Annotated in this window: 13 protein-coding genes; all 13 read right to left on the bottom strand. The window is 37.6% G+C overall.

Annotation, left to right across the window (positions count from 1 at the left end):
• Positions 1-18: 18 nt before the first annotated feature.
• Entirely contained in the window at positions 19-708 is a 690-nt protein-coding gene (locus tag FZF09_RS04060) for a peptidoglycan DD-metalloendopeptidase family protein (RefSeq protein WP_158735296.1), read from the bottom strand.
• A 73-nt stretch (positions 709-781) separates the two neighbouring features.
• Positions 782-1,879 (bottom strand): Ger(x)C family spore germination protein, encoded by a 1,098-nt coding sequence (locus FZF09_RS04055; protein WP_158735295.1) that lies wholly within the window; start codon positions 1,877-1,879, stop codon positions 782-784.
• Complete coding sequence (locus FZF09_RS04050) at positions 1,876-2,973, bottom strand: GerAB/ArcD/ProY family transporter (RefSeq protein WP_158735294.1); 1,098 nt, start codon at positions 2,971-2,973, stop codon at positions 1,876-1,878. Before FZF09_RS04050 ends, FZF09_RS04055 begins: the two co-directional genes overlap by 4 nt.
• Positions 2,974-3,001: 28 nt before the next feature.
• Positions 3,002-4,504 (bottom strand): spore germination protein, encoded by a 1,503-nt coding sequence (locus FZF09_RS04045; protein ID WP_158735293.1) that lies wholly within the window; start codon positions 4,502-4,504, stop codon positions 3,002-3,004.
• Between the two features lie 217 nt (positions 4,505-4,721).
• A complete protein-coding gene (locus tag FZF09_RS04040; protein ID WP_158735435.1) occupies positions 4,722-5,303 on the bottom strand; it encodes a cob(I)yrinic acid a,c-diamide adenosyltransferase in 582 nt (193 codons plus the stop codon).
• 13 nt (positions 5,304-5,316) lie between these two features.
• The gene (locus FZF09_RS04035) at positions 5,317-5,757 is read right to left on the bottom strand and encodes a bifunctional adenosylcobinamide kinase/adenosylcobinamide-phosphate guanylyltransferase (protein ID WP_158735292.1); all 441 of its coding nucleotides are present in this window, start codon (positions 5,755-5,757) and stop codon (positions 5,317-5,319) included.
• Positions 5,706-6,314, bottom strand: a complete 609-nt coding sequence (locus tag FZF09_RS04030) for a histidine phosphatase family protein (protein ID WP_158735291.1) — start codon at positions 6,312-6,314, stop codon at positions 5,706-5,708. Before FZF09_RS04030 ends, FZF09_RS04035 begins: the two co-directional genes overlap by 52 nt.
• Complete coding sequence (locus FZF09_RS04025; RefSeq protein WP_158735290.1) at positions 6,272-7,075, bottom strand: adenosylcobinamide-GDP ribazoletransferase; 804 nt, start codon at positions 7,073-7,075, stop codon at positions 6,272-6,274. Before FZF09_RS04025 ends, FZF09_RS04030 begins: the two co-directional genes overlap by 43 nt.
• Complete coding sequence (locus FZF09_RS04020) at positions 7,072-8,571, bottom strand: cobyric acid synthase (RefSeq protein WP_158735289.1); 1,500 nt, start codon at positions 8,569-8,571, stop codon at positions 7,072-7,074. The genes FZF09_RS04025 and FZF09_RS04020 overlap by 4 nt, the downstream gene beginning before the upstream one ends.
• Positions 8,568-9,122 (bottom strand): bifunctional adenosylcobinamide kinase/adenosylcobinamide-phosphate guanylyltransferase, encoded by a 555-nt coding sequence (locus FZF09_RS04015; RefSeq protein WP_158735288.1) that lies wholly within the window; start codon positions 9,120-9,122, stop codon positions 8,568-8,570. The genes FZF09_RS04020 and FZF09_RS04015 overlap by 4 nt, the downstream gene beginning before the upstream one ends.
• Entirely contained in the window at positions 9,116-10,198 is a 1,083-nt protein-coding gene (gene cobD, locus FZF09_RS04010; RefSeq protein WP_158735287.1) for a threonine-phosphate decarboxylase CobD, read from the bottom strand. The genes FZF09_RS04015 and cobD overlap by 7 nt, the downstream gene beginning before the upstream one ends.
• Positions 10,185-11,150, bottom strand: a complete 966-nt coding sequence (cbiB, locus tag FZF09_RS04005; protein ID WP_158735286.1) for an adenosylcobinamide-phosphate synthase CbiB — start codon at positions 11,148-11,150, stop codon at positions 10,185-10,187. The genes cobD and cbiB overlap by 14 nt, the downstream gene beginning before the upstream one ends.
• Entirely contained in the window at positions 11,141-12,628 is a 1,488-nt protein-coding gene (locus FZF09_RS04000; RefSeq protein ID WP_158735285.1) for a heme ABC transporter ATP-binding protein, read from the bottom strand. The genes cbiB and FZF09_RS04000 overlap by 10 nt, the downstream gene beginning before the upstream one ends.
• Position 12,629: the final 1 nt, after the last annotated feature.

Below are 12,629 nucleotides of genomic sequence, written 5' to 3'. Positions count from 1 at the left end.
ATTTTTTGCTGCGAACGTTTAAGGCAGGATTAATAATTGTCCTGTGTGAATAACAGAATCATTAAGTTTATTTGACTGCATCAAAACTTCAACAGAAGTACCGTATTGTTTTGCTATTTCCCAAAGAGTATCACCAGATTGAACTTTATACTTTTTTCCACTTGATCTCTCCTTTCTATTGGTATCACGTGACCTCACTTCCGTCGAATATCCTTCCTTTAACGAAGCAGTATTTAAGACCGTTAAAGGATCTTCTGCAAATTTTTTATCTTCTCTCCATTCATTTTCGTGCAACTCAAAATGCAAGTGTGGTCCCGTGGAATGGCCAGTAGTGCCTATTGTTCCGATCACGTCCCCTTGTTTAACCGAATCTCCTTCATCTTTTAACCTTTTATCTAAGTGTGCATACAACGTTTCCTCATTATCTGCATGCGCAACAATAATGACATTGCCGTAAGAAGATGATAAATAGGATTTTACTATCTCACCTCTTTTTACAGCGTATACTTTTGTACCCTTCTCTACAGCTATATCAATTCCGTAATGTGTTCCATCTCTTGTACCAAATGTGTCACTTAATTCCCCATGTACCGGCCAAATATATTCACCTTCACTTGCATATGTGGCCGACACACCAATAAATAAGTAAATGAGAAACAGGACAACAGAAAAAATCCCTACAATAACAAACCGTCTCAAATAATTCATATCTGCCTCCACTTATAAATCATCACATATTTACCTTATGAAAGCTTGTATTACTTATGTGTAACTGATTTGTTTACTCAATGGCTCCAGATTGTAAAATTTCTAAGTCTACTTTTACATTCGATTTTGTTTGAGGATAAATATTTTCTTTCCATTCATTTGGTTTCCAATTTCTTGTCTTACTTCTATACTTTTCACCAAACCCTAAAGGATCAACTTTTAATTCCTGAAATCTCTTTATTAATTTCTCACTTTCTGTTTTAATCTGCTTTCCTACAGATTCCTCTATTTTTGTAACTTGATTAGAATCATTCAGATCGATATTACCAGTATTATCAGTAATCTCTCCTTGGATTTCCACCTGAATATCATATTCAGGATAGGGGGTTCGTTTTTTTTCTTTATACTGGACGTCGGTAAACACATTTTCGATTACAACGTACTCTTTTTTCCCTTCATGCTCTACCATAAATTGGCTAGTTCCACCCTCACTGCCGTCTCGTAATTGCTTGAAAATGTAGGTCTCATTTAAGTCGATATTATCGATGTAACGATCAAAATCAAACAATGCCGTACCAATTAACTTAGGCTCTTCTCCTTCTTTTGTTATTAACGGCAAAATGGCATCTTTACCGTCGCTGTACAAATCAAACAAAAAAAGATGCATGTTCGTTTCTGGTATATTCTCAAACTCGATATTCTGCTCAATAAGGTCTGAAAAATACATACCTATACGCTGCTGTTTTTCTCCTTTCAGTCTTAAAATTTCTTCTGTTTTTCCTTCTGCAAGCGATAAAAAAATTTGACTGCCTATTCTTGGATTACGATAAAAAGATTTGACGTATTTCTCTAATCCTTCTTCTGCTACCTCTTTGCCGAACATAATAACTCTTACTTGACCATATCTAAGCGGCTGCTGCGCCCTAGTGTTCAAAAGACTGCGTGCTTCTTCGGTTGTTTCTGAAATAACAGAGAGCTGCTCCATATTTAGTGTACTTTCTTCGCCTTGTTCTAAAAAAAATGGATAGGTAACCGTATATTTGAGTTTGTTTTCTTCATGCTTATCAATACCTACTGTTTGTATTAATAGAATTTCATCGATAATTTGAGTATCAAGACATCCAGTTAATAAGATAAGAACGGATAAGGATATAAATTTTTTTTTCTTCATGAACTCCGCTTCCTTCCTATTTTTTGAACAATAAATTGAACAATATATATGAATGTAATATAAGCTACTATTACCCAAAATCCAATTTGTGAAATAATATCGTTTAATGTATTTACAGCTTGGCGATTGTCGAGCGGTGGAAGGATAAAGACCATCACAATCATCATGACAATAATGACGTAACGCTGTTTTATAGAAAACAATCGCTTTACACCTCTGCTTGCTCCCCAAAATGCCATAGCAATGTTAGGGATAACAATAATAAGCCATAGTGATATCCCTAAATATTCAAATCGTTCGATAAAAGGAAATTCAATAACTTTTAGAAGAGTCAAAGTAGGCCATATTGTCATGTCTAATTGACCTTCACTAAAAAAAGACAAAGTTACAAACATTAACAGCGTATAAACAAACACACTGGCCCAGTGGCCAAGCTGAGCCCATTTTTGAGAACGCTGCCCGTCCTTTATAAATGGATAAAATAAGAGCAGCAGTTCAAAACCTAAATATGTGAGTGTCGTTTCTCTCGCACCTAAAAGAATATTTTTCACAGAATGTTTCCATACCGGCAGAAAGTTTAAAAAATCTGCATATTGAAGAGGCATTAATAGAACAAAAAATAATATAGAAGGAATAAAAACTCCTGCTACACAGAGGCCGGTCACTGTTCGAAAGCCGCCTTCAATTACATAATAAAAAAAATAACCAGCTAATAATGCTAAAATCCAAGTAGGCATATCTTCAAACACCCAAACTTGAATAACTTCAATATATGTTCTTATAACAAGAATCCCAAGCGCATAAAAATACAGAATTATAATTAGGCTTAATACTCCACCTGCCCATTTGCCAAAAAGGTTGCGATGGATTTCAATAATATCGTTATGATTCGTTTTTAATACAAAATACATCATACTTATAAGAATAGAGATTAGTACTCCTGCAATAAGTACTGCTATCCAGCTATCGTAGCCGCTGTATTTCGCAACAATTCGTTGAAAACCGAGCATCCCTACTCCAACCTGCATAGCATGTATCAAAAAAAACACCATAGGAGGAGAAACTTGAAATTGCTCTTTTACTTTCGAATGCATTTTCTGTTCCTCCCTTTATTTCTATCTGTCATTCATCAATATCCTTATTTTTCTGTGTTTTGGAAGCTTTTTTTCTTGCCTTTGATTTTGGGCGCATTTGCTGTGGACGCTGCTGAAACATATTATAGGGCAAGCGTACAAATGTATCTTTCCAATCTGTGAAACGCAGCGGATAAAAAGGTGCTAAATAAGGACGCCCTAATGATTCAAGACGAATTAAATGAGCAATGACAAAAGCGAGCATTAAAGCAATACCAATTGCTCCAAACATTGCTGACATTACAATAAATGGAAATCTTATAATACGAACTGTGTTACCCATCTGATAAACTGGTGTTGTAAAAGAAGCAAGAGCAGCAAGCGCTACAACAATTAACAAAATATTACTTGTTAAGCCAGCTTCAACAGAAGCCTGCCCGATTACAATACCGCCAACAATACCAATCGTTTGGCCTACTTTTGTCGGCAGTCTAGCACCTGCCTCTCTTAAAAGTTCAATCGTAAATTCCAAAAACAACGCTTCTATCAGCGGTGGAAATGGAATATTGCTACGAGAAGCTATTAACGTAGAAAGTAAATCTTTTGGAATCATTTCGTAATGATATGTGAGCACGGCTACATAAACAGGAGTAGCCAGAATAGAAAAACCGACAGAAAATAAACGGAGCATACGTACAAAAGAGGCAATATGCCATGGAAGATAATAATCTTCAAGAGATGAAAATAATTCAACTAATGTAGATGGTCCAATAATTGCCTGTGGAGACCCGTTGCTCATAAAAACTACTTTACCTTCTGCTAATGAAGCAGCCACCCGATCGGGTCTTTCAGTATTGACAAATTGTGGAAATACTGTATAAGAATGATCCTGGATCATTTGTGCCAGCGCATTAGCGCCTAACACGTCATCAAAATTTACTTCCTTAAGCCGTTGGATAATTGTGTTCACATTTTCTTGATCGGCGATTCCATCTATATAAAAAACAGCTGTTTCTGTACTGGAGAGTGTCCCTATTTTCAACTTTCGAATCCGCAAATCTTCAATAGGCAGCCGTTTTCGTATTAAAAAAATATTCGTCTCTAATTTTTCTACAAAAGCTTCCTGTGGACCGATTACACTAAATTCTGTTTCGGGAATACTAACCTCTCTTTGCACATCAGCTGGTGCGTTAATTAACAGCACTTCTTCTTTTCGATCAGGAAGCTGACATGCTGCAAATCCTTGTAACAGCCTTTCATTAGTAGTAGGGATATCATTGGTGACTGCTGTATCGTCTACGTATATATTTCGCTGAATGTCTTTATAGGTTCTCCACGGTGTTGTTTTCAGAGGCTGCAAAAAATCGACATTCAAACGTTGGTGGTCGATAAGCGTAGTATAGTAACAAATCTTTATATTTCCATAAGGCGTTTCAATTATTTCTTCCATGAAATCTTCATTTCCATCAGAAAGAGCAGAAAGCCACTCCGATAAATTTTTTGATTTCGGTGAAGCTGCTTGAAAACTTTTTTTTCGCTTAAAAAAATTCATACTCTGCTCCTTTCCATATGAAAGTCACAGTTAGTATGAGAAAATATTTGATATTTATACTTTTTTAGCCATTAGAAAAAACTCTACCTCTACTTGCCGCCGAGTCGCTATAGCGGAAGTGTAGTTTTTCTTATATTTTTCCTTTTAGCAAAATCGAATTTTCTTAAAACATAAGAAAGCTTTCCCGAATGGATGGGAAAGCTTGCAATCTTTAAAACTATTCTTGTTTCTTTTTTTTGGGAGACCGAAATACGACAGCACTTCTTTCATATTCTACATCTGCTACGTTCAGCCGATAATTGACAACCCTCGCTGCTGCAAAAAAGTAATCTGATAACCGGTTTAAATACTTGAAGACTTCGTTATTGATTTCTTCTTCTTTCATAAGCGCTGCTGTTACTCGTTCTGCTCTTCTTACCACTGTTCTGCACACATGCATATCAGCTGCTTCAGGAGATCCTCCTGGCAGTATAAAACGTTCCAATTCTGGCGGCTCTTTAATATATTCATCAATACGTTCTTCTAAAAAAGTAATCATACTTTCTTTGACTTTAAATTCTCTATCTTTTTTAATATTAGCAAGATCGCTTCCGCAGTCAAATAATTCATGCTGGATTTTTATTAGTTCAGGTTGAATGTCAGGAAACACATTTTTATCAAGTGCTGCCGATGCTTTTGCTACAAACGCATTTAATTCATCACACGTGCCATAAGCTTCTACTCTTATATGGTCTTTATCTCTTCTTCCGCCTATTATACTAGTCTTGCCTTTGTCGCCGCTTTTTGTATATAGTCTCATCATAATTCCTCCCCTAGGATAATGATTGCCCCAGTCCAAACCATACAATAATGGTGTCATCAGCCATCTGTACAAGCTTTTGATAAAGACGCCCCAATTCATCTCGAAAATGCCTGACATCTTTATCGATTGGTACAATTCCCTTTGTCATATCCGTACCTATAATAATAAGTTTTCTTTTCTCATCTTGCTGTTCCCATGTTAATAACTTTAATAAGTATCTATCGTAAAAATCTTTTGCTGTGCCATGACCATTCTTTAAATATTCTTCCAAACTTTTCTCTATTCCTTCTATCACTAATGTACTTTCTTTTGAATAGGGCAGGGTCATAATATATTTGTTTTTTTCCGTATAACAGTGATACCATTTACAGTCATCATTCACATCATACGAGTATTTCGTTAAAACCCATCTTTTTTTTCCGTTAAACGCACCTCCTGTAATGAAATACAATGCCAATCTCCTCCTTTCATTTCAAATCTTGCAGCCACTCCCCCGCCATACGGTATATTCCATAAGCAGTTTGCTTTACTCTCAGAGATGTAAAGTCGGCACCATTCTCTGATCCACCCACTATGCGTAACAACCGCAATTGATTTTTGTTTGCTTTGCGTTACTTTTTCCCATCCATATTGAATACGTTTTCTAAAAGCTGTTAAACTTTCTCCATTTTTTGGAGCAGTATGAAAAAAATCCTCCAGCCAGGCTTGGTATTCACTGTTCTCTTTCAATTCTTTATATGTTTTTCCTTCAAAATCTCCAAAATGTATTTCCCTTAAGCTTTTTATACTACGTAACGAGGCATTGGGAAATAATAAATCTGCTGTATGTACCGCTCTTAACAGATCGCTGCACCACACCTCGTCTACCAACACGCGCCATGCATAACATTTCAATCGTTCCACCTCTGATTTTAATAACGGAGGGTTTGACCAGCCGCAATACTGTTTATGAAAATTACTGCTTGTCATACCATGACGTAAGAAATATACAATGCGCTGCTCAACCATATTACTGTTTCCATCCCCTCACATAGTGCTCCAGCCATGTCACCATTAATGCCTCCAAACATAGAGAAAAATAAATATCGTGCAAGCCAGTATACAACTATAACTATTGCTGTAATAAACAACCCGGCCGCTAAAAAATCAGATTGAAGTATAAATAGAAAACTAATCAATAAAGCGCATATGAAAATAACAATCCAAGTATCATACTTTTTAGATTCCTTTCTAAACCAAGAAGCCAGCCCATTATTTTTAGCAAGCGGGGCTGCAATAATTAAATGTCCCATTGCGGTGCGAGTTAAAACAGGAATAAGGATTAGAAGGAACCATGCGGCCAAAACATCCGTTTGAAGGACAAATAAAACAAATAGAAATCGGCCGCCAAGTAATAAAACCGTTGTCCAGACAGCAGCAGATCCTGTTCTGCTGTCTTTCATGATTTCCAATTTTTTTTCTTTACTCTGCCAAGAAGCTGCCGCATCACTAACATCCATCCAGCCATCAAGGTGCAGTCCCCCATGCATCACTAACAATGCAGCAACTATAAAAAAAGCGATAATGTAATCGGGTAATGCAAAAGGAGCAAGCAGTACGTAAATTACAAACACAGCGGCAGCACCGATGAATAATCCGCATACCGGAAAAAAGAAAATTGAAAAACGTGCAGCAGATTCTTTCCAAACCCCATTTTTTGAAGGAAACACAGTGAGAAAAGCGACCGCCATCTGAAAACCTTGCAGCATAAGATGTGCTTTTACTTTCATGACAATCCCTTTTCCATTATTCGAATAATGCTGCTCACATCAAGATGAGATTCCACTGCTTCTCCCAAAGCATCCAGCCTTTTATCTTTATTGGCAGAATAATGAACGGCTGGCATATTTTTTAGTCCTTTCCTTCGTCTTATAAGATTAAGCCACCAATTCCGCCAGTTATCGTTATGAAACACATGATGTACATAAGTGCCAAAACATTTTTTATCGGATGAGATTAAACCTTCTGGATTATTGTTTTCATCAATAAAAAGCGGCTGCCATTCTTCTCCGTAATCGACTTCTTCTATTCCTGTGTGTATTTCAAAACCTGTTAATTCCATATTTTTCTCGTTTTCTTGAAAGGTTCCTTTCCATTGCGTCGTTTTTTTCCTTTCCATAAAAATGGTACGCATCGGAAACATTTCAAGCCCCTTGGCTGTTTTCCCTACATGCCCGGTGTCAGCCCCATATTTATCGATTAACAGTTCTCCCATCATTTGAAATCCGCCGCATATCCCAACAAGGAACGTATCATCTTTATGTTCAAGGATCTTTTCTAAAATTCCTTTGCTATGCAAGTGTTCATAATCATGAATGGTACTTCTTGTACCTGGTATGATAACGGCATCAGGTGAACCGAATTCGCCAGCTTCTTTCACAATACGAACGGATACATCTTGCTCTGCAGCAAATGGTTCTAAATCTGTATAATTTGAGACATAAGGCATGGCGATAACAGCGATATCAATGTTTAACTTTCTAGAACTGTTAATTTTATTAAGAACAGCAAATGATAGGGAATCTTCTTGTTCCATTCTGATGTCTAGAGTGGGCAGAACACCTTGTACGGGGATATCTGTATTTTTCTCCAGCCAGGATATTCCGTTTTGAAATAGAGCAGGATCTCCCCGAAAACGATTAACAATCAGCCCTTTGACTCTTTGTTTGTGAATACTTGGCAGAAGATTAAGGGTTCCGGTAATACTTGCAAAAATGCCGCCTCTTTCTATATCACCAGTAAGCAAGGCAGGAACATTAGCCATTTCCGCCGTTACAAGATTTGCAAGATCTTTATCCATTAAATTAACTTCTGCCGGACTGCCTGCCCCCTCCATTAATATGACGTCATAATCTTTTGATAAAATATTTAAAGAATTTTCTACTGCTTGCTTCGCTTTTTCAAAAAAGCTTTTTCGGTATTCTGCTGCAACAGGACTGCCTAGCGATTCCCCTTGCATAATTACTTCTGCGCTCCGGTCACTTCTAGGTTTTAATAATACAGGATTCATATGTACAGTAGGAGCAACTTTAGCAGCTTCTGCTTGCAAACCCTGTGATCTGCCGATTTCATGTCCAGATAATGTAACATAGGAATTGTTTGACATATTTTGTCCTTTAAAAGGTGCAACTTTCAAACCGCGATTGGCTAGTGCACGGCACAATCCCGTTACGATATAACTTTTGCCTGCATCTGACGTTGTTCCCCACACGATTAAACCTTTCATCTGAGAACTTCCCCTTTCATCACTACTGGTCTGCCTGCTTCCATTTTCACTGCTGTTTTTGCATGGTGGACAAAGTATTGGTGGAGTTCTCCGAGTACCCTTATGTACCTGTACACGTGTTTGTCACGAGGGATAGGTTCGTGAAATAAGTCATTACTAATAATAATAACGTGATTGCAGGCTCCCTCTAAGGCTGCCACCGCTGCAATAATACGACGTTTTATATCTTTTGGTTGTACTGGTTGGTTAAAATCTTTAAACATTTCATTACTTAGCCAGGTCGTTAAACAATCCAAAAAAAGAATATCATGATTTCTTAAAAAGTCTGCACAGGTTTCTAATTTTATAGACTGTTCTATGGTGGTCCATTCTGCACATTTTGCTTGCCGTTCTCTTTGATGAAGAAGGATTCTATTTTTCATTTCCGCATCGCTTTGCCTAGCAGTTGCTAAATAGATAAGCTTTCCGTCTGCTCGTCTTAATTTTTCTGCAGCTTTTTCTCCCCAACTGCTTTTTCCGCTTCTTACACCCCCGCATACAAAAGTCAGCATCCTCCACTCCACCTCGCAAGACTTTGTAGTAATTGATCATTTTCACTTTTTGTTTTTACTGCTAATCGAAGATATTTTCCATCTAACCCAGGAAAATGATAAGTATGTCTAGCATGAATTCCTTCTTGTGCTAAAAACGTTAACAGGGGCCGCATATCAATATTTTTTATGTGCCGTATTAAATAAAAGTTCACCGCTGATGGAAAAACTTCTATCTCTTTTAAAGTCTGTAACCCTTTTAATACACGGTTTTTTTCTTTATGAAGTCGTTGAACTGTTTGGTTCACAAATGCTTCTTGATTCAGCAAATAGCTCATTGCCTGTTCAGCAATACTGTTCACATTCCATGGTGGTAAATAGTTATTTATTTTTTCTATTAAATTTTCTGAAGCGAGCATATATCCAAGCCTCAAGCCTGGAACGGCATACATTTTTGTCATAGACCGAAGGAGAATGATAGGATCATTTCCCTTTATATAACGGTGAAATAAAAACGGATCTTGTTGAAAATCATAAAAGGCCTCATCTACTACTAATAGTTTGTTAGCGGCACGACAGTATGTTAAAAGCTGCACTATATCTTCTTTGGCAGAGACGCTTCCGGTAGGATTGTTCGGATGACAAAACCATATGCCATCTGATTTTTCTAGCAATGGCTTGAGGTGTTGAAATGACCATTGCCATCTTGTTTCTTCATTTGTGTAAAAAGAAATAACCTCTGCACCATTTGCTTGTAATGCTTGTTTATACTCAGTAAAAGTCGGTTCTATTAAAACAACCTTTTTATTAGCAAAGAGCCTTGCTGCTGCAAAAATCAATTCTGCTCCTCCATTACCAGGCAAAACGTGATCAGGCTTGCAGCTGATTTTCTCCGCCATATGTTCTCTTAAAGTACAGTGGCTCGGATCAGTATACTGGTAAATAGTATCTGTCCATTCTTTTAGTTTTCTTTTTAAATCAGCGGGAGGTCCAAAAGGGTTGGTATTTACACTGAAATCTATTATTTCTCTGCAGCGGGCTTGACTCAGTTGTTTAGAAAGAGCCGCCGGCATCGCTCCGTGTTCAGGCCAAGACATAATATAAGCCTCCTGTTATCCATAGTAAACTGATGAAATAAATAATAGAAAGATGCCAAACTATTAATCCTTCTTTAATAAGCTCAGCATGTAAACAACGATCTCCATTGCCAAAATAAGGACGCTTCACCCATTTATCCAGGTAAGGTGTTGGGCCGCCAAGTTTCACATGTAAAATTCCCGCCATTGCTGCCTCTCCGTACCCGCTATTTGGACTTTCATGTAAGGGAGCGTAATGTTTAATCACTAATACTGTTGAAAGCCAAGAAGATGCTTTTATTTTCCAAACCGTCAATGTCATCACTAATGCAGTCAAACGTGCTGGTAAGTAATTTAAAACATCATCAGACCGGGCAGCCGCCCAGCCGAATTCCTTAAAACGTTTTGATGTGTAGCCAATCATCGCATCAGATGTATTAATATAACGATAAAAGACAGCTAACGGTGCACCACCAATGAACGCATAAAAGAACGGAGCTGTCACACTGTCAGAAATATTTTCCCCAGTACTTTCTAATACAGAACGAGTAATTTGTGTGTCATCCATTTGATCTGTATTTCTAGATACAATCATCGCCGTTTGTTCTCTGGCTTTTGCTAAATCATCCTGCGATAAATAATCGTATATTTGCTTGGCTTCTTTCACCATACTTGTGCCGCCGATCATAAACCATATGATAAGCGCTTCTGTTAAAATCCCAGTCCATATTGAAAACTGATATGCTGTAAACGTTAAAACATAAGAAAGACCGAACAATAAAATGGCCGGAAGAAAACTAGCAAGAATACCTTTTCCTTTAATCCAACGTCCCTTATTCCATTTTTTCTCTATATAAGAAATCATCCGCCCCATTAATACTACCGGATGGAATGAAAAGTGCGGGTCCCCAAATAATCTGTCTAAAAGATATGAAACTGTAATGGCGATTAGGTGGGCAGCAATTATTCCCATTTTTCATTCTCATTCTTTCTTTGATTATATTTTTCTAATGTTTCTGTAACTGCATCATACACAGCTTTACCAACTTTCTTCCCGAGAGTAGATGCTGTGCCGCCATACATAAATTCTTTGCCACGGTGAACAGCAGCTACTAACATACTATCTGTAGACGTGCCTGTAGCAAGCGTTCTAGAATGGTTATCGATAATTTTATGATCTAGCAAAGCTTTTGATTTAGCTTCTGTTGCTGTCATCATAACTTGAGCATAAGCAGCTTCGTTTAGTTTGCCATCAATAAATATCCAAATATTAATCGTGCCAATTGCAAAAGACAGGTCTGTATTTTCATATGCTTTGGAGACATCAACAGCATTAGAAGTACCGGCAGTAGCATATACAAGAATGTCCCCTTCAGAATCTTTCAAACGTATGAATGATCCGTCTTTCAATAAAGCAGCCGTCATCATCCCCGCAGTATCAGCTGTGTCCAAAGAAATATTTTGGAGATAAGCACCGTACTCTTCTTGTGGATTATCACAATGATAGTCTTTTTCGACGTGCCTGTTAACAAAAAATCGATGCCATCCAAATCCTGCTCCAATAACTGCTGATGATAAAGTTTTCCAATAAAACTGAGAAGAAATGCAAACTCTCTCTTCTGTTTCATCAAATGTCAACGTATCTAGTAAATCAAATCGCTCGTCAAATGATCTTTTAGAAGGTTCCAAGGTAATCAGCGGGCTCGGAACGGAAGGATGCTCTTTTCTTTGCAGATGGGCGTCATATACTTCTTCTAATACTGTCTTTTCCAACACATACGATGGTTTATCGAGTGCTCTTTGCTCTCCCTGGTCCATCAGAAGAATCCGATGACTGTACATGGCCGCCATGTTTAAGTCATGCAGTACAGCTATAACTGTTAATTGTTTTGAATCGGTCCATTCTTTTAACGTATCAAGTAAACTGAGCTGATAAGAGATATCCAAATGGTTGGTTGGTTCATCTAAAAGTAAAATATCAGGCTCTTGCGCCAAAGCCCTGGCTAACAGCACTCTTTGCTTTTCTCCTCCGCTTAAACTATCAATGGGCTGATCAGCAAATGAAAAAACTCCGGTTTCGGTCATTGCTTTATTGACTACTTTTTCATCTTTATCACTGTTAGAAGAAAACCAACCGGTTTGATGAGGATATCTTCCAAGTTCAACTACCTGTCTTACCGTATAAGAAAAAGCACTATCAGTCTGTTGAGGAAGGACAGCAATCTTTTTGGCTAAGTTCTTTTGAGAATAGCGGTCAAGGGGCTGATTATCAATCACAATCTGACCTTTTTCTGGATGAAGAGAGCCATAGATGAATTTTAATAATGTTGATTTCCCGCTTCCATTAGGGCCGATAATTCCCAATATTTCACCAGCATTCATTTGAAAGTTAATATTCTTTACTACTGGAATAGATCCGTAGCCGCCAGTTACACCTTTTAACTCGAGCAAT

Origin of the sequence: Alteribacillus sp. YIM 98480 (genome assembly GCF_009765375.1) — a bacterium.
Taxonomy (GTDB): domain Bacteria; phylum Bacillota; class Bacilli; order Bacillales; family Marinococcaceae; genus Alteribacillus.
The sequence above is the reverse complement of the archived record's forward strand: the minus strand, read 5'-3'. Positions and strand labels throughout refer to the sequence as shown.